Below are 18,601 nucleotides of genomic sequence, written 5' to 3' on the forward strand. Positions count from 1 at the left end.
TAGATTATATGGATTTTTTCTTCAACACACAAGTCTTTCTCTTTAAAAATATGACAAAATCGTTTAAACCTCACATTAGATGTTAGAAAATCAAACATGTTAAGTTATGCTTAATCGCATGAAACTTTCATAGCAAATGATGGCGAAAGTATGTTCGCTATGATATACTTATTTATGGAAAAGCGGCAGCGAGTTTTTCTTTTTTTGTTGTCGTTTAGAATAATCGAGGGGGAATGAAGATGATCGAAAGAACAACTTCCCATGAATTTGACTTAGTATCAAAATATCAACCAGCTGGGGATCAACCAGAAGCGATCCATCAATTGGTTGACGGGGTGGTCGGTGGAAAAAAAGCACAGATTTTGTTGGGAGCCACTGGGACCGGTAAGACTTATACGATTTCTAATCTAATCAAGGAAGTCAATAAACCGACATTGATCATTGCCCATAATAAAACATTGGCTGGACAATTATATGGCGAGTTTAAGGATTTCTTTCCAAATAATGCAGTCGAGTATTTTGTCAGTTACTATGATTACTATCAACCAGAAGCGTATGTTCCTTCCAGTGATACATACATCGAAAAAGACTCCAGTGTCAACGATGAAATCGATAAGCTCCGTCACTCGGCGACAAGTTCTTTATTAGAGAGAAACGATGTGATTGTTGTAGCTTCTGTCTCTTGTATTTTCGGTTTAGGTTCGCCGATCGAGTATGCAAGACAAGTTGTTTCTTTACGAGTAGGGATGGAAAAGTCTCGGGATCAACTATTAAAAGAATTGATCGAGATCCAATTTGAACGAAACGACATCGATTTTCAACGGGGGCGTTTTCGCGTGCGCGGCGATGTTGTGGAGATTTTCCCAGCTTCTCGTGATGAGCGAGCGTTGCGCATTGAGTTTTTTGGCGATGAAATCGATCGGATTCGTGAAGTTGATGCCTTGACGGGCGAGATCATGAGTGACACCGAACATGTGTCGATCTTTCCGGCAACCCACTTTGTGACCAATGAAGACCATATGGAACATGCGATCGCTTCAATCCAAAGTGAACTCGATGAACGACTGAAAGTTTTGCGAGCAGAAAATAAGCTGCTGGAAGCACAGCGTTTAGAGCAGCGAACCAACTATGATATTGAGATGATGCGAGAAATGGGGTATACCTCAGGAATCGAAAACTACTCTCGCCACATGGATGGACGAAAAGAAGGCGAACCGCCTTATACGTTATTGGATTTCTTCCCAGATGATTTTCTATTAGTAATCGACGAATCACACGTAACGATGCCCCAAGTTCGTGGGATGTATAATGGTGACCGTGCTAGAAAACAAATGTTAGTGGATTATGGCTTCCGTTTGCCTTCTGCACTGGACAACCGTCCGTTACGCTTGGAAGAATTTGAGAAACATGTCAATCAAATCGTCTATGTGTCAGCAACACCTGGCCCCTATGAATACGATCAAACCGATACCGTCGTTCAACAAATCATTCGACCAACTGGTCTGTTAGATCCGGTGATCGAAGTACGACCGATCATGGGTCAAATTGACGACCTCGTGGGAGAAATCAATGAGCGCGTCGAGCGAAATGAACGGGTCTTTGTGACGACCTTGACGAAAAAAATGTCTGAAGATTTGACGGATTACTTCAAAGAATTAGGGATCAAAGTCAAATACTTGCACAGTGACATCAAAACATTGGAACGAACAGAGATCATTCGAGACCTGCGCCTCGGTGAATTTGATGTACTGGTCGGAATCAACTTACTGCGAGAAGGGTTAGACGTGCCGGAAGTTTCTCTGGTTGCGATTCTTGATGCCGATAAGGAAGGCTTCCTGCGCAGCGAACGCTCCTTAGTCCAAACCATTGGACGGGCAGCCCGAAACTCTGAAGGAAAAGTAATCATGTACGCTGATAAAATGACTGATTCGATGCAGCGAGCGATCGATGAAACGGCGCGACGCCGAAGTATCCAAGAAGCCTACAACGAAGAACATGGGATCGTACCGAAAACCATTATTAAAGAAATTCGCGATCTGATCGCGATCACAAAAGTGGCAGAAGAGACCGGTGAATACACCACGACTTCTTATGAAGAACTGAGTCGTGAGGAAAAAGCAACCTTGTTGCTGAAGCTAGAAAAAGAGATGAAAGATGCTGCGAAAGCATTGGATTTTGAAACGGCTGCTACCTTAAGAGATACTATTCTTGAGCTAAAAGCTGCTGATTAGAAGGAGAAACACTATGGCAAATGATAAAATCGTGATCCATGGGGCACGGGCCCATAATTTAAAAAATATCGATGTGACGATTCCCAGAGACCAACTCGTTGTTGTTACTGGTCTTTCGGGTTCAGGGAAAAGCTCCTTAGCTTTTGATACGTTGTATGCCGAAGGACAACGCCGATATGTAGAAAGTCTATCGGCGTATGCCCGTCAGTTTTTAGGTCAAATGGATAAACCAGACGTAGATAGCATTGATGGACTTAGTCCAGCGATTTCTATCGATCAAAAAACCACCAGCAAGAACCCGCGATCAACAGTAGGGACGGTTACTGAAATCAATGATTATCTGCGGCTTCTTTACGCTAGAATCGGTCACCCGATTTGTCCAAATGATCACATCGAGATCACTAGTCAGTCGGTTGAGCAGATGGTGGATGAAGTTTTGGCATTACCAGAACGCACCAAGATCCAATTGTTGGCACCTATCGTTTATCAAAAGAAAGGGCAGCACAAAAAAGTCTTCGAACGTATCCAAAGAGAAGGTTATGTTCGGATGCGGGTGGATGGCGAAGTCTATGATGTTTCTGAAGCGCCTGAATTAGAAAAAAATAAAAAGCACGATATTGCCATCATCATCGACCGGATTGTTGTGAAGGAAGGCATACGTTCACGCCTGTTTGATTCTTTTGAAGCGGCATTACGGTTAGCGGACGGCTACGCGGTAGTCGATGTGATCGGCCAAAAAGAAATGCTCTTCAGTGAACATTATTCTTGTCCTTATTGCGGTTTTACGGTTGGAGAATTAGAACCACGCCTCTTTTCATTCAACGCGCCTTTTGGTGCTTGTCCAGACTGTGATGGTCTTGGCGTGAAGCTAGAAGTCGATGTCGACTTAGTGATTCCCGATCAAAGCAAAACGTTGCGTGAAGGCGCACTATTGCCATGGAATCCAATCAGTTCACAATATTATCCGCAAATGCTGGAACAAGCCTGTCAAGAATTCAATATCGATATGGACACACCATTTGAAGAATTGCCAGAAGAACACAGAGATATTATCTTGAATGGTTCGAATGGGGAGATGTTCCATTTCCATTATGAGAATGATTTTGGTGGGGTGCGTGATGTTGAGGTCGCTTTTGAAGGGATCTTACCAAATATCAAACGCCGTTATCATGAAACCAACTCTGATTTTACCCGTGATCAAATGCGTTTGTATATGACAGAGTTGACTTGTAAAACCTGTCATGGCTATCGCTTGAACCCTCAAGCGCTGTGCGTGCAAGTCAATGGGAAGCATATTGGTGAAATGAGTGAGATGGCGATCAACAATGCCTTGAACTTTGTCGAAGAATTGAAACTAACGGAACAAGAGCAAATGATTGCACGTCCGATCGTGAAAGAAGTCGATGATCGTTTAAGCTTCTTAAAAAATGTCGGATTGGACTATTTGACCTTGAGTCGTGCGTCAGGCACACTCTCTGGTGGGGAAGCGCAACGAATTCGCTTGGCAACACAAATCGGCTCCAATTTGTCTGGGGTGCTTTACATTCTTGATGAGCCATCGATCGGTCTTCACCAACGAGACAATGATCGCTTGCTAGATTCGTTGCGGAAAATGCGTGATCTCGGGAATACCCTGATTGTCGTCGAGCATGACGAAGACACGATGCGGGCAGCAGACTACTTGATCGATGTCGGTCCGGGTGCAGGACATGCAGGTGGCGAGATCGTCGCTGCAGGCACTCCCGATGAAGTCGCTGCCAATGAGTCTTCTCTAACAGGTCAATACTTATCTGGAAAACGAGAAATCCCAACACCGACGGAACGCCGCAAAGGCAATGGTGAAAAGATTCGTGTGTCCGGTGCCTCTGAGAATAACTTGAAAAACATTTCGGTCGATTTTCCATTAGGAAAGTTCGTCGCAGTTACAGGGGTCTCTGGCTCTGGTAAATCAACATTAGTCAATGAAATTTTGAAAAAAGCCTTGGCGCAAAAAATCAATCGGAATTCGAACAAACCTGGCCGCTTTAAAACCATTACTGGTTATGAAGCTATTGAGAAATTAATCGATATCGATCAGAGCCCGATTGGTCGGACACCTCGAAGCAATCCGGCAACGTATACCAGTGTCTTTGATGACATTCGTGATTTATTTGCTAAAACCAATGAGGCGAAAGTCCGTGGTTATAAAAAAGGCCGCTTTAGTTTTAATGTAAAAGGTGGACGCTGTGAAGCATGTAAAGGGGACGGAATCATCAAGATCGAGATGCACTTCTTACCTGATGTCTACGTACCTTGTGAGGTTTGTCATGGCAAACGTTATAACTCAGAAACGTTAGAAGTTCATTACAAAGGAAAAAATATTTCGGAAATCTTAGATATGACCGTGGAAGATGCAGTGGAATTTTTCCAACATATTCCCAAAATCCATCGAAAATTGCAAACGATCGTCGATGTCGGTTTAGGTTATGTCACTATGGGACAACCAGCGACTACTTTGTCTGGTGGGGAAGCGCAACGGATGAAGCTTGCCAGTGAACTGCACAAAAATTCCAATGGCAAGAGTTTTTATATCTTAGATGAACCGACGACTGGTCTGCATACGGATGATATTGCCCGTTTGTTGAAAGTTTTGGAACGATTTGTCGACGCTGGCAACACCGTTTTAGTGATCGAACACAACTTGGATGTCATCAAATCAGCGGACCATGTGATTGACCTAGGTCCAGAAGGTGGTGAAGGCGGTGGCACAATCATTGCAACTGGTACACCAGAAGAAATTGCTGCGGTTTCAGACAGCTACACCGGTCATTATTTGAAAAAAGTCCTTTAAGCAGATGAAAAAGCACTCACTTTTTCACTTGTCTGTCAATAGGTTTCGTTAAAGTTTAAGGAAGCGTGAAATATCTGCAAATTTCATGATAAGGGCTTGAAATCAAAATTTTATTTGATAGAATAGCAATAGGTATACGTATATTCGCATTGAATAAACTGCCTATAAGTTCTATCCGTTCAAAGTGGGAGAAAGCAATCAAAGATAGATACTTTGATTGCTTTTTTCTTTGTGGTATTATAATTCTATTGTAATCAAACGAAACGAGAGAGGTCGTTTTTCGTATTCAAAAGAGAGAGTGATTTTTGATGAGTCAGGAAAATTTTCTTCCCATATTATTAGGAAGTGATATGAATGTTTACGGTATGGCCAGAGCGTTCCACGAAGCATATGGTATTCAATCAGTTGCCTATGCAGGCGCCGAACTTGCACCAACCCGCTTTAGTAAAATTGTAAAAATCAATCAAGTGGAAGGTTTTGACCATGATCCCGGATTCACTGAGACGTTGATCAAGTTAGGAAAAAATACTTACAATGATCCTGCAATGAAATATTTGTTGATTCCTTGCGGCGATGGTTATGCGGAACTGTTGGCGAAGCATAAAGAAGAATTGGCGCCCTATTATACCTTTATCGCTAACGATTATTCTTTACTAAAACGGTTGATCAACAAAGTAAGCTTTTACGAAGTCTGCGAGGAATATGGCTTGCCTTATCCTAAGACCTTCATTTTAACGCCTGAACTGTTGACGGAAGGAACGTTCAAAGGAGAGCTGCCTTTTGATTTTCCTGTGGCATTGAAACCGGCAAATAGTGTAGCATGGCTGTCAGTTGATTTTGAAGGACGCAAAAAAGCCTTTATTATTGATAATCGAATAGAATTTGAAGAAATCGTTTCTCGCATTTATCAAGCGGGTTATCAATATGAAATGATCGTCCAAGATTTTATTCCCGGTGATGACAGCAACATGCGGGTTTTAAATGCCTATGTTGATGAGAATCACGAAGTTCGCGTGATGGGCTTAGGTCATCCTTTACTAGAAGACCCAACCCCTGGAGCTGTTGGGAATTACGTAGTGATCATTCCAGACGAAAATGATCAAATTTATCAAATGATCCGTAAGTTTTTAAAAGAGATCGAGTATGTTGGATTTGCCAATTTTGACTTGAAATATGATGCGCGAGACGGGCAATATAAACTATTTGAAATCAACTTGCGTCAAGGAAGAAGCAGTTTCTTTATTACCTTAAGCGGATTGAATTTGGCAAAGTTTATCACTGAAGATTTAGTCTTCGAAAAACCTTATACAGAAACGGTTTATGGCAAAGCTGACGCGCCAGAAGCGAAATTATGGCTAGGGGTACCAAAAAACATCTTCTTGACTTATGCAAAAGAAAATCCTGCGAAAGAACGAGCAAAAAAATTATTAGCAGAAAATCGCTGGGGAACGACCGTCTTTTATAAAGAAGACTTATCTCTGAAGCGTTGGATTCTGTTAAAGAGAATGTTCCATCTATACAACAAACGATTCAAAACGTATTTCCATACGAAAGAAGGCTAGAAGATGGAGAATTTTTTTAGTATTTTAGGCGGCATGGGAACGTTAGCGACGGAAAGTTTCGTCCGCATTTTAAATCGACGGACACAGACCCATAAAGACCAAGATTACTTGAACTATGTTTTATTCAATCATGCGACAGTACCGGATCGGACGGCATATATTTTAGACAATACGTTAGAAAACCCTGTTCCTTATTTAATGGACGACATCGAAAAACAAAATTTATTAAAGCCAAATTTTATTGTGTTGACTTGTAACACAGCGCATTATTTTTTTGATGAGTTGCAAGCGGCTACTGAGATTGAGATTTTGCATATGCCTCGTGAGGCAGCGAAAGTCGTTTTTGAAAAAGGCGTCACTGGAAAAGTGGCCTTTCTTGGGACAGAAGGCAGTGTCAAAGCCGGCATCTATGAGAAAGAATTGCGCCAGTTGGGACTTGATGTCTATCTCCCAGAGCCAGCGATCCAAAAAAAGGTCAATACATTGATCTATGATCGAATCAAAGAAAATGATCATCTGGATCAAGAACTTTACTTTGAGATACTGGAAGAAGTCACCGAACGCATCGGCTGTGAAAGCGTAGTACTTGGATGTACCGAGTTATCCTTGATGGATGAATTTGTGACTGACAATCCTTATCCAGTCGTGGATGCCCAATCCATTTTAGTTGATCGGACGATTGAAAAAGCATTGTCAAATCGCCAAGCAATCTAAAGCTGATAGCGACGTTAGCGGCATTTTTTGAGCTAACGTCTTTTTTTATGCCGGTGTTCCAATGATACGCCCGGCATGATATAATAGAGTTGTTTCAGAAAGGAGTTTTACCTATGACTGAAGTGGATCATTTAGAATTGGTCATTATTACTGGGATGAGCGGAGCCGGCAAAACGGTCGCTATCCAGAGTTTTGAAGATATGGGGTACTTTTGTATCGACAATATGCCCCCAAGCTTGATCCCTAAATTTTGGGAACTGATCAAAGAATCAGGAAAAGTGACAAAAATTGCCTTAGTTGTCGATCTGCGTTCGAGATCGTTTTTTGAAGAAATCCAAAGTATGCTGATCGATATTGAAAACACGAATTTTATCGACACACGGATGCTCTTTTTAGATGCATCGGACAATGAATTGGTGTCAAGATACAAAGAAACGAGAAGAGCACATCCTTTGGCGATGGATGGCTTAGTTACGGAAGGCATTCGCAAAGAGCGAGCGATCTTAAACGATTTGAAGACGCGTGCCAGTATTGTTATCGACACAACGTCGTTGACCCCACGGCAACTGAGAGAAAAAATCAATCAAGAATTTCGTGCTTCTCATGAGACAGGGTTTCGTATTGAAATACTTTCGTTTGGCTTCAAGTATGGCTTGCCGATCGATGCTGATATCGTGATGGATGTTCGTTTCTTACCGAATCCCCATTACATTCCAGAGTTGCGTCCTTTAACGGGTAAAGATGAACCCGTGTATGATTACGTCATGTCTTTTCCAGAAACGGAAGAATTCTATCAGCAATTTAGTACACTGTTGCAAACGATCATGCCAGGCTATGTCAAGGAAGGCAAAAGCAGCTTGACGGTGGCTATCGGCTGTACTGGGGGTCAACACCGTTCGGTTGCATTATCGGAGCGCATCGGTGCGGTTTTGGCAGAAGACTATCGCGTCAATATTACTCATCGCGACAAAGATAAGCGCAAAGAGACGGTGAATCGTTCATGAAAATGAAAACGTACCGGATCAGAAAGCCGAAGATCGTTGTGGTAGGTGGCGGAACTGGGTTACCAGTCATCCTGAAGAGCTTGCGGAATCAAGGTGTCGACATCACAGCGATCGTTACGGTCGCTGATGATGGCGGTAGCAGCGGCGAGATCCGCAATTTGGTTTCCTCTATTTCACCACCGGGGGATCTGCGCAATGTTCTGGCGGCTCTATCTGATATGCCGCAATTGTATAATGATATTTTTCAATACCGTTTTAAAGCGGAAGACAAATTTTTAGCCAATCATGCCCTTGGGAACTTGATTATTGCGGCGATTGCTGAAATGCGTAGCAGTACCTATGAAGCCATTCAAATTTTGTCGAAAATCATGCATATCGATGGACGAGTATATCCTTCCTCAGATCTGCCATTGGTGTTGCACGCTGTTTTTAAAGACGGCACCGAAGCGGTAGGCGAGTCCAAAATCGCGGTTGATCGCAAAACGATCGAACGGGTCTTTGTTCGTAATCAAGAAAATAATGATGAGCCGAAAGCAGCTCGTAAAGTTGTTTCATCAATTATGGAGGCAGATATGATCGTCTTGGGTCCTGGTAGTCTCTTTACTAGTATTTTGCCCAATCTCATGATCAGCGAGATCGGCCAAGCAATGTTGGAAACACAAGCTGAAACGGTTTATATTTGTAATATCATGACCCAAAAAGGTGAAACCGAACACTTTAGTGATGCCGACCATGTGAGAGTCTTGCATAAGCATTTAGGCAAACCCTTTATTGATACGGTGTTAGTCAACACCGAGAAAGTTCCAGAAGGATATATGGACCCAGAGATTTATGATGAATATCTTGTACAAGTGAAACACGATTTCCAAGGACTGCGAGAAGAAGCCAGCCGTGTCATTTCAGCTGACTTTCTGGAGCTTAGAGATGGCGGAGTTTTTCATGACGGAGATAAAGTGATTGAAGAACTTCTACGTATCGTTTACGGGGCCAAAATCTAAGAAAGGAGGGATTTTATTATGTCCTTTGCAGCAGAAGTAAAAAAAGAATTGACTGCATTAGAAGTTCATCGCGAACATGCCAAGGCAGAACTGGCAGCTTTGATTCGGATGAATGGGTCATTAAGTATCAACAACCAGCAATTTGTTTTAAACGTTCAAACAGAAAACGCGGCGATTGCCAGACGTATTTACTCTTTACTAAAAGATCATTACGACGTGCGCAGCGAGTTGCTGGTCCGTCGCAAAATGAAATTAAAAAAGAACAACGTCTACATCGTTCGTTTGAAGCAAGAGACAAAGCGCGTGCTTTTGGACTTAGATATCATGGATGGGCTGATGTTTCAAAGCCATGTTTCTGATGAGATCATGGGCAATACTCAAAAAATGCGTTCCTATTTACGAGGGGCTTTCATGGCATCAGGATCGATCAACAATCCAGAAACCAGCCGCTATCACTTAGAGATTTATTCCATCTACGAGGAGCATAACCAAGATATTTGCGATATGCTAAACGCATATGGTTTGAATGCCCGTGCATTAGAACGTAGAAATGGGTATATTTCTTACTTGAAAGGCGCTGAGAAAATCGCTGATTTTTTGACACTGATCGGTGCCACCAATTCCATGTTGAAATTCGAGGACGTGCGGATCGTGCGAGACATGCGTAACTCAGTCAACCGTTTGGTGAATTGTGAAACCGCCAATATGAACAAAACGATCGACGCTGCTTCGAAGCAGATCGACAATATCGAGTTTATTCAAGATCGAGTTGGCTTGCAAGCTCTACCTGAAAAGCTGCAAGAAATCGCCGAATTACGTTTGGAACATCCCGAGGTCAGCTTGAAAGAGCTAGGAGAAATGATTCCATCAGGAGCGATCTCGAAATCAGGGATCAATCATCGCATTCGAAAAATCAACGAATTTGCCGATCATCTTCGTGAACAAGTCAGCTAGTCGAATGGAATAAAAATGAATCAAAAGAGCAGGAGCAGATTTGACGTGGATGTTCGCGTCAAATCTGCTCCTGCTCTTTTATTTGTGGTTACTCATTGATCAATGCAGTTAATTCCTCAGCAGTGATCGATTCATCAAAAATGTGCCCATCTAAGATAATCGTTGGCACAAATTGAATGTTGGCGTTTTTCGCTTCTTCCACAATTTCTCCGGCGATCGCAGGATGATTTTGTTCAGATAGCCCTAAGATATTTTTCGCATATTCTGCCACTTCATTTAAAGATAAATGACCCCATTCGTCTTGTGTTTGATAAATTTTTGTAATCTCAGCGATCGTTGCCTGAGGATCTGTACTGGAAACAAACCGATGCATCACATTGCCTCGTTGCAATGATTCTTTTTCTTTGTCGAATAATTTGATGACACGGCGTAGTTTCCCAGCTGTGACAGCTTCACTTAAGGTCGGTAACGATTCCTCAAACCATTGCCGACAATAAGGACAACGCAAATTCATAAATTCGACGATCGGTTTAGCGGAAGGGTCTCCGATATGTATCCCTGTTACCGCATTTGTTTCTTGTGCTTTGATGATTGAAATATCCATTAAGATTCCTCCTTTTTCTTTTAGTTTACCGAAGTTTCTACTGAAAGAAAAGCCTCAGGTCTTTTGATCCGAGTCTGTGAAATGAGGAGGAAAATTAGCTAATTACTATGTATTTCGTTTCACGAAATAAAGAAAATTACCCAGCCGGTGCTTTTATATTCCTTGATTTTCAGCTATAATGAATTGTGTTTTATTGTGCAAAATGATGATTAAAGGAAGTTATATAGATGAGAAAAAGAAAAACAATGGATGGCAATACGGCAGCTGCCTATATTTCCTATGCCTTTACGGAACTTGCGGCGATCTATCCGATAACCCCTAGTTCAACCATGGCTGAATTAGTGGATCAGTGGTCTGCTCAGGGAAAGCATAATCTTTTTGGGCAGCCGGTGAAAGTGGTTGAAATGCAATCTGAAGCAGGGGCGGCGGGTGTGGTTCACGGCTCATTAAAAACCGGTGCCTTAACGACGACCTATACGGCATCTCAGGGACTTTTGTTAATGGTACCAAATATGTACAAGATTGCTGGGGAAATGCTGCCAGGCGTCTTTCATGTCGCCAGCCGAGCAGTAACAACCAATGCCTTGAATATTTTCGGAGATCATACCGACGTAATGGCCACTCGACAAACAGGCTTTGCTATGCTAGCGGAAAGCAGTGTTCAAGAAGTAATGGATTTAGCGCCAGTCGCTCATTTAGCAGCAGTTGAAGCCAACATTCCATTTTTAAACTTTTTTGATGGTTTCCGAACCAGTCACGAGATTCAAAAAATCGAGGTGCTGGACTATGAAGAACTCGCACAACTGGTTAATCATGAAAAGTTGGCTGCTTTTCGTCAAAAAGCGATGAATCCGAATCACCCAACAACGAGTGGGACGAATCAAAATCCTGATATCCATTTTCAACAGCGGGAAACGATCAATCAGCACTATCAAACATTGCCTGAGATCGTTCGTTTTTACATGAAGAAAATCAATGCTTTAAGAGGAACCAACTATGATTTAGTGGACTATTATGGTGCTGCGGACGCCGAAGAAGTTATCGTTTCGATGGGGTCCTCAACGCAAACGATCCAGCAAACGGTGGATCATTTGTGCGCTTCTGGACGCAAGGTGGGAGTCTTGTCGATCCATCTGTATCGACCATTCCCATTAGAAGTCTTCTTAGAAAAAATGCCTGCTACCGTCAAAAGTATCGCTGTATTGGATCGCAGCAAAGAACCTGGTGCCAACGGAGAGTCTTTGCTTTTGGATGTGCAAAGTGCCATGTATGATGCAGCGATTCGGCCGACGATCATTGGTGGACGCTATGGTCTTGGGTCAAAAGATGTAACGCCTGATCAAATCGTTGCCGTTTATGACGAATTGATTAAGCCAAAAGCGAGCCAAAAGAAACGCTTCACCATTGGGATCACGGATGATGTGACGCAATTGTCGTTGCCCTCAAAAGGCACGCTAGATCTAACTGATCCATCCACCTTCCAAGCGAAATTCTGGGGATTCGGCTCTGATGGGACCGTTGGGGCGAATAAGTCAGCAATCAAAATCATCGGTGATCATACCGAAAAATATGTGCAAGGCTATTTCCACTATGATTCGAAAAAATCTGGTGGTCTAACGGTTTCCCATCTGCGATTTGGGGATACCCCCATTCGTTCTACCTATCTGATCGAACACGCGGATTTCGTTGCATGTCATACGCCTGCGTATTTGCATACGTATGATTTGCTGAAAGGACTCAAAAAAGGCGGAACCTTTTTATTAAATACGACCTGGTCACAAGAGCAAATTTTAAATAATCTACCGAAGAAGATGAAACGTTATCTTGCTGAAAACGAGATCCGTTTTTATACCATCAACGCCATGCAGTTGGCAATGGAAGTTGGCTTAGGTGGGCGGATCAATACCGCGATGGAAACAGCCTTCTTTTACTTGGCAAACATCATTCCGACCGAGGAAATCTTGCCGATTTTAAAAGAAGAGGCGCTGAAAAGTTATCGGCACAAATCGATGGCGATCGTTGAAAAGAACCAAGCAGCCATTGATCGCACCATCGAATTATTACAAGAAATCCCTGTTCCAAGCGAGTGGGCAACAATCGAAGTGCCGGAAAGGACATCCACTGCTATGACACAATTTGTGCGGGAAATTGTGGAACCCATCAACCGTCAAGAAGGCAATCAACTATCCGTCGGCACCCTCGTAAGGAACCAAATGACTGAAGGGGTGATCCCTGTCGGGACAACAGCGGTTGAGAAGCGGGGCATCGCTGTTGAAGTGCCCGAGTGGCTATCAGATCGCTGTACCATGTGCAATGAGTGTGCCTTCGTCTGTCCTCATGCGGCGATCCGCCCGTTTTTGGCAGATGAAGATGAATTAACCGAAGCACCGGAAGGCTTTATCGTCAGAGAGATGCGAGGAGCGAACGGCCAAAAATATCGAATTCAAGTTTCCGTTGAAGATTGTACAGGTTGCGGCCTTTGTGTGGAGGCATGTCCCGCCAAAGGGAAAGCCTTGACGATGCGTCCTTACGAAGAACAAAAAGAGCAAGCTTTAAATTGGGCTTTTGCGATGACTTTACGCCAAAAGGAAAATCCAGCAAAACCAGGAACTGTTTTGGGCTCCCAATTCAATAAGCCCTTATTGGAGTTCTCTGGTGCTTGTGCGGGCTGTGGGGAAACCCCTTATGTCAAACTTCTGACCCAAATGTTTGGTGATCGCATGATGATCGCCAATGCGACCGGTTGCTCTTCGATTTGGGGTGGAACCTCACCAGTATCCCCTTATACAACCAATCACTTAGGACAGGGTCCAGCTTGGTCAAACTCGCTGTTTGAAGACAATGCCGAATATGGCTATGGCATGTTCTTAGCCAACCAAACCCGACGGGAGAAATTAGCAGCCCAGTTGCAGTCATTGAAAGCCGCTGTATCAGAAGAATTGCAGGCTTTGATTGATGATTGGGACCTTCATCGAGAAGAAAGTGCTGGGACACAGCAGCGAGCAGCAAAATTGATCGCCGCCTTAGAAGCTGAGGCTTCCACGACACCTCAGCTGAACAAAATCCTGCAGGAAAAAGATTTGTTTGTTAAGCCAAGCCAATGGATGATAGGTGGCGATGGCTGGGCATATGATATTGGGTTTGGCGGTATCGATCATGTTCTCGCTTCTGGTGCAGATGTCAATATTCTTGTGTTAGATAATGAAGTTTATTCCAATACGGGGGGGCAAGTCTCCAAAGCGACACCAACTTCGGCTATTGCTAAATTCGCTGCTAGTGGCAAGTTTGTTTCCAAAAAAGATTTAGGAATGATGGCGATGACCTACGGACATGTCTACGTCGCACAAATCGCATCTGGTGCTAATCAAATGCAAACGATCAAAGCCTTTGAAGAAGCCGAGCGGTTCCCGGGACCGTCAATCATCATTGCCTATACGCCATGTATCACTCACGGTCTTGCTGGCGGAATGCGTCAATCCTTGAAAGAAGCGCAAGAAGCAGTTGCATCAGGGTATTGGAGTCTCTACCGCTATAACCCGCTGTTGGCAGAAAATGGGAAACAGCCAATGACGCTCGATTTCAAAAAGCCAGCATTTGATCAAATGCCTGCCTTTATGCAGACCCAAGTCCGATTTGCTTCCTTGCAGTCTGCCAATCCCAATGCGGCGCAAGCCTTGTTTGAAAAAACCGTTTCAGATGCGAAAACTCGTTTCTATAACTATGCCCGCTTAGCAGGTCAAGAAGAAAAAATTCGAGCAAAGCTTGAAAAAAATGTAAGTACTGATACAGAACAACCAATGGCAGTAAAAACGGAGCGTGTGCGAAGAGAAAAACAGCCGTTAAGCGAAGAACAGCTCGCTGAAAGAGCAGCACGGCGTGCAGCGCGCGCAAAACGTCGTCAGCAAGAATAATCGCTAGCTGAGGAACGACCCTGGAAAAACGCTTTATCACGTTTTTTCAGGGTCGTTTGTTGTTTTTCCTATGAAATGCGTGCAAGAAGCTCTTTTAGATGAAATCTTCTAAGACCTTTGACAAACAATGATTTCATGATAATGGTAAACTAAATAAAAGAGCTGTTTATTTTTTCAAAACTTTTTCATAAATTTGTTTTTTTTCAAATCTTTGAAGAGGTCCTATGTTATACTATTATCTGAAGTCTTAAGAATAAAGGAAGGCTATTTATGTTGATAAATTTCAGGGATTTTTTTAATTTAGATTATTGGAGAGAATTGCTCTCATTTGATATATTTTCTTGGTCTTTTTTAGTAAATGTTTTAGATGTGATCGTTGTTTGGTACTTGGTTTATAAGCTTATCCAGCTTGTGCGAGGGACAAAAGCGATCCAGTTGTTCAAAGGAGTCGGACTGTTCATTGTTCTAAGGTTTTTGGCTGGTATCGTAGGATTAAAGACGCTATCTTGGTTGATGGATCAAGTCATTACTTATGGGGTGATCGCCGCAATTGTTATTTTCCAACCAGAAATTCGACGGGGGCTAGAGCATCTTGGACGCAGCTCTTTCTTCAAGACTTCTAAAAACGAAAAACGGCGGGATGAAGTTTTGGTCCAAGCACTGGACAAAGCTGTTCAATATATGGCAAAACGAAAGATCGGTGCATTGATCACGATCGAGCGGACGACTGGTTTAGAAGAATACATCGAAACTGGGATTCCCTTAGATGCGGATGTGACGGGCGAACTACTGATCAATATTTTTATTCCTAATACACCGCTGCATGATGGTGCAGTCATTTTAAGAGATGATAAGATCGCTGTTGCTAGTGCCTACTTGCCATTGTCAGAAAGTCCACTGATTCCGAAAGAATTCGGGACACGTCATAGAGCAGCTGTTGGGATATCAGAAGTCAGTGACGCATTGACCATTATCGTCTCAGAAGAAACCGGCGACGTTAGTATTACGCTAAATAATCGCATGTTGACTGAACTTTCTCGCCAAGAGTATCTCGACGTGTTGAATCGCGAATTAGTTCCGGAAGAAAAACCTGGCAAACGCAACTTGCTGCAATCTTTCTTTGAAGGGGTCAACAAAGGAGGAAGAAAATGATCAAGAAAGAGCGTCGTCAAAACGTATTTTATGGTATACTAGCGCTGTTCTTTAGTCTGGTTTTGTTTTTCATCGCCAGCGGATCAAGCCTGCAAGTCAATCTTGCGGGAACATCAAATCCTTATGAGGAAGAGATCGAAAATGTACCGATTCAGACCACCTACGACACGGATGAATACTTCATCCAAGGATTTGAAACAACAGTGGATGTGACTTTATCTAGTCGAAATCGTGTACAATTGAATGCAGAACGTAGTGAGGAAACACGGAGCTTTCGAGTCGTAGCTGATTTGACTGGGCTCGATGAAGGAACCCATGAGGTCCCTTTAGAAGTAAAAAATCTTAGTTCAAGCGTCACAGCTGAAATCGAACCAAAAACAGTCACTGTGACGATCGAGAAAAAAGTGACCCAAACGTTTACCGTTGAACCCGTCATCTCCACTGACGGAGCAACGAGTGGTTACGGCGTCGATTCAATGAGTGTCGATCCGCAGAAAGTAGAAATCACAACTGGCGATCAAACATTAGCTGAAATCGACCGAGTGGTAGCGATCGTAAATCCAGATGATATCACTGGGGATTCGATCACTGTCAATGGAACCATCGAAGCCTGGGATAGCGACAACAATCCATTAGCGATCATCGCGGATCCTGATTCGGTAGATGTTGCATTGGTGATGGAGGCTCCAAGCAAAGAAATTGAATTGTTTGTTACACAACAAGGGACAACTCCAGACGGGATCTCCCATTACATTTATCGCATGAGCAGTATCAGTGCCGTTCTGACAGGACCACAAAGTATCTTGGATGAAACCCAACAGATCGGTGTGCCGGTGGACGTTAGTGAGATCACGACAACGACGGAACGGACAGTAACCATTCCAGTGCCTGAAGGGACAACAATCAATCCAACGGTCGTGACGATCCAAATCACACCGGTTGCAGAAGCTACTACGGAGAATCAATCAAACAATGATAGCAATGAAGCAGTGAATAGTGAGAATTCTCAAGACAACTCTTCAACAGTCGACACGACGAACGAACAAACAGAGAATTCCGCAAGCAGCACGACGACAAGTAGTTCTTAGTCGTTTGACTGTAGAGAATGAATAAGAGAGGTTATTAAAATGGGAAAATATTTTGGTACTGATGGTGTTAGAGGAGAAGCTAACAAGGAATTGACACCTGAGTTAGCATTTAAATTGGGGCGTTACGGCGGCTATGTACTAAGTCAACATGAAACCGGGGACCGTCGTCCTCGCGTATTGGTTGGGCGAGACACACGAATTTCTGGACAAATGCTAGAAAGCGCATTGATTGCTGGTTTGTTATCCGTTGGGATCGAGGTATTTCAATTAGGCGTTATTTCCACACCAGGAGTGGCATACTTGACGAAAGTACAAAAAGCAAGCGCAGGTGTGATGATCTCTGCCTCTCACAATCCTGCACAAGACAATGGGATCAAGTTCTTCGGAAATGATGGCTTTAAATTAGTCGATGAACAAGAAGCTGAAATTGAAGCATTGCTTGATGCGCCGGAAGATACACTTCCTCGACCTTCTGCCGATGGCTTAGGAACGGTGGATGAGTTCCCAGAAGGGTTATTGAAATACTCTCAATTTCTACGTCAAACGATTCCTGACGATTTAGAAGGGATCACGGTTTGTGTCGATGCAGCAAATGGCGCAACAGCTACAAGCGTCAATCGTTTGTTTGCCGATCTAGAAACAGAATTCTTCACAATGGGAACTTCCCCAGATGGGTTGAACATCAATGATGGTGTTGGTTCGACTCACCCCGAAACATTAGCCGAATTCGTCGTTGAAAAAGGGGCCGATGCTGGTCTTGCATTTGATGGAGATGGCGATCGGGTCATCGCAGTTGATGAACTAGGAAATATCGTTGATGGCGATAAGATCATGTATATCTGTGCAAAATATTTAGCAGAACAAAAACGCTTGAACCAAGGAACGATCGTTACAACAGTCATGAGCAATTTAGGGTTCCACAAAGCAGTGGAAGCAATTGGTCTGAAAGATGTGATCACACAAGTCGGTGACCGTTATGTCGTAGAAGAAATGCGTAAAAACGATTATAATTTCGGTGGCGAGCAATCAGGGCATATGATTTTCTTGGATTTCAATACGACAGGTGACGGTTTACTATCAGGAATTCAACTATTGAATATCATGAAACAAACGGGCAAGAAACTGTCGGAATTAGCAGGAGAGGTAACGATCTATCCACAAAAACTTGTCAACATTCGAGTGACAGATAAAAATGGTGCGATGGATGTTCCAGCTATCCGTAAAATCGTGGAAGAGACAGAAGCAGAAATGAACGGCGAAGGCCGTATCTTGGTTCGTCCTTCAGGAACAGAACCATTGCTTCGGGTGATGGCAGAAGCACCAACCATTGAAAAAGTCGATTACTATGTTGAAAAAATCGCAGCGGTCGTTCGAGAAGAAATCGGTGCGGAATAAATGAAGAAGTAAGACGATCAAAGATATTCTGGCTCTTTGTCAATAAGGACTGATGAGTTGTGCAAAATCAAATCTGGGTCAGAATGAACCACATTCTGGCTCAGATTTTTTGTTATCTTACTTTGATTAATTGATTGATCAAAAAGATTCTAATTCTC

12 protein-coding genes are annotated in these 18,601 nt (G+C 43.1%); 11 read left to right on the top strand and 1 reads right to left on the bottom strand.

The annotated features are described in order from the left end of the window. The first annotated feature begins 239 nt into the window (after positions 1–239). The 7 genes from uvrB (at position 240) to whiA (ending at position 10,293) form a co-directional block, all read left to right on the top strand. Positions 240–2,231, top strand: a complete 1,992-nt coding sequence (uvrB, locus tag ACIPK1_RS16510; protein ID WP_008382187.1) for an excinuclease ABC subunit UvrB — start codon at positions 240–242, stop codon at positions 2,229–2,231. Between the two features lie 13 nt (positions 2,232–2,244). After that, complete coding sequence (uvrA, locus tag ACIPK1_RS16515; protein WP_400451345.1) at positions 2,245–5,061, top strand: excinuclease ABC subunit UvrA; 2,817 nt, start codon at positions 2,245–2,247, stop codon at positions 5,059–5,061. A 308-nt stretch (positions 5,062–5,369) separates the two neighbouring features. Beyond that, positions 5,370–6,623, top strand: coding sequence for a hypothetical protein (locus tag ACIPK1_RS16520; protein ID WP_016611874.1), 1,254 nt, complete (start codon positions 5,370–5,372; stop codon positions 6,621–6,623). 3 nt (positions 6,624–6,626) lie between these two features. Then, a complete protein-coding gene (locus ACIPK1_RS16525; RefSeq protein WP_400451347.1) occupies positions 6,627–7,337 on the top strand; it encodes an amino acid racemase in 711 nt (236 codons plus the stop codon). A gap of 113 nt (positions 7,338–7,450) precedes the next feature. Next, the gene (gene rapZ / locus ACIPK1_RS16530) at positions 7,451–8,341 is read left to right on the top strand and encodes an RNase adapter RapZ (protein WP_016611873.1); all 891 of its coding nucleotides are present in this window, start codon (positions 7,451–7,453) and stop codon (positions 8,339–8,341) included. After that, entirely contained in the window at positions 8,338–9,339 is a 1,002-nt protein-coding gene (gene yvcK, locus ACIPK1_RS16535) for a YvcK family protein (RefSeq protein WP_008382192.1), read from the top strand. The genes rapZ and yvcK overlap by 4 nt, the downstream gene beginning before the upstream one ends. 18 nt (positions 9,340–9,357) lie before the next feature. Further along, complete coding sequence (whiA, locus tag ACIPK1_RS16540) at positions 9,358–10,293, top strand: DNA-binding protein WhiA (protein ID WP_005235679.1); 936 nt, start codon at positions 9,358–9,360, stop codon at positions 10,291–10,293. An 88-nt stretch (positions 10,294–10,381) separates the two neighbouring features. On the opposite strand, the gene ACIPK1_RS16545 is transcribed toward whiA, so the two are convergent. Continuing rightward, a complete protein-coding gene (locus tag ACIPK1_RS16545; protein ID WP_400451349.1) occupies positions 10,382–10,897 on the bottom strand; it encodes a DsbA family protein in 516 nt (171 codons plus the stop codon). A gap of 227 nt (positions 10,898–11,124) precedes the next feature. Here ACIPK1_RS16545 and nifJ point away from each other — a divergent pair, with 227 nt between their 5' ends. The 4 genes from nifJ (at position 11,125) to glmM (ending at position 18,443) form a co-directional block, all read left to right on the top strand. Further along, positions 11,125–14,808 (top strand): pyruvate:ferredoxin (flavodoxin) oxidoreductase, encoded by a 3,684-nt coding sequence (gene nifJ, locus ACIPK1_RS16550; RefSeq protein WP_400451350.1) that lies wholly within the window; start codon positions 11,125–11,127, stop codon positions 14,806–14,808. 270 nt (positions 14,809–15,078) lie between these two features. Then, a complete protein-coding gene (gene cdaA / locus ACIPK1_RS16555; RefSeq protein WP_005235688.1) occupies positions 15,079–15,960 on the top strand; it encodes a diadenylate cyclase CdaA in 882 nt (293 codons plus the stop codon). Further along, a complete protein-coding gene (locus ACIPK1_RS16560; protein WP_005235690.1) occupies positions 15,957–17,048 on the top strand; it encodes a YbbR-like domain-containing protein in 1,092 nt (363 codons plus the stop codon). The genes cdaA and ACIPK1_RS16560 overlap by 4 nt, the downstream gene beginning before the upstream one ends. 39 nt (positions 17,049–17,087) lie before the next feature. Next, positions 17,088–18,443, top strand: coding sequence for a phosphoglucosamine mutase (gene glmM / locus ACIPK1_RS16565; protein WP_008382200.1), 1,356 nt, complete (start codon positions 17,088–17,090; stop codon positions 18,441–18,443). Positions 18,444–18,601: the final 158 nt, after the last annotated feature.

The organism is Enterococcus sp. NPDC086594 (assembly GCF_044746145.1).
In the GTDB taxonomy this organism is placed as follows: domain Bacteria; phylum Bacillota; class Bacilli; order Lactobacillales; family Enterococcaceae; genus Enterococcus_D; species Enterococcus_D entomosocium.

Bases quoted from the DNA above. Each gene is read 5' to 3' on its own strand.
- uvrB (WP_008382187.1), top strand. From the start codon at position 240: ATGATCGAAAGAACAACTTCCCATGAATTTGACTTAGTATCAAAATAT.
- uvrA (WP_400451345.1), top strand. From the start codon at position 2,245: ATGGCAAATGATAAAATCGTGATCCATGGGGCACGGGCCCATAATTTA.
- ACIPK1_RS16520 (WP_016611874.1), top strand. From the start codon at position 5,370: ATGAGTCAGGAAAATTTTCTTCCCATATTATTAGGAAGTGATATGAAT.
- ACIPK1_RS16525 (WP_400451347.1), top strand. From the start codon at position 6,627: ATGGAGAATTTTTTTAGTATTTTAGGCGGCATGGGAACGTTAGCGACG.
- rapZ (WP_016611873.1), top strand. From the start codon at position 7,451: ATGACTGAAGTGGATCATTTAGAATTGGTCATTATTACTGGGATGAGC.
- yvcK (WP_008382192.1), top strand. From the start codon at position 8,338: ATGAAAATGAAAACGTACCGGATCAGAAAGCCGAAGATCGTTGTGGTA.
- whiA (WP_005235679.1), top strand. From the start codon at position 9,358: ATGTCCTTTGCAGCAGAAGTAAAAAAAGAATTGACTGCATTAGAAGTT.
- ACIPK1_RS16545 (WP_400451349.1), bottom strand. From the start codon at position 10,897: ATGGATATTTCAATCATCAAAGCACAAGAAACAAATGCGGTAACAGGG.
- nifJ (WP_400451350.1), top strand. From the start codon at position 11,125: ATGAGAAAAAGAAAAACAATGGATGGCAATACGGCAGCTGCCTATATT.
- cdaA (WP_005235688.1), top strand. From the start codon at position 15,079: ATGTTGATAAATTTCAGGGATTTTTTTAATTTAGATTATTGGAGAGAA.
- ACIPK1_RS16560 (WP_005235690.1), top strand. From the start codon at position 15,957: ATGATCAAGAAAGAGCGTCGTCAAAACGTATTTTATGGTATACTAGCG.
- glmM (WP_008382200.1), top strand. From the start codon at position 17,088: ATGGGAAAATATTTTGGTACTGATGGTGTTAGAGGAGAAGCTAACAAG.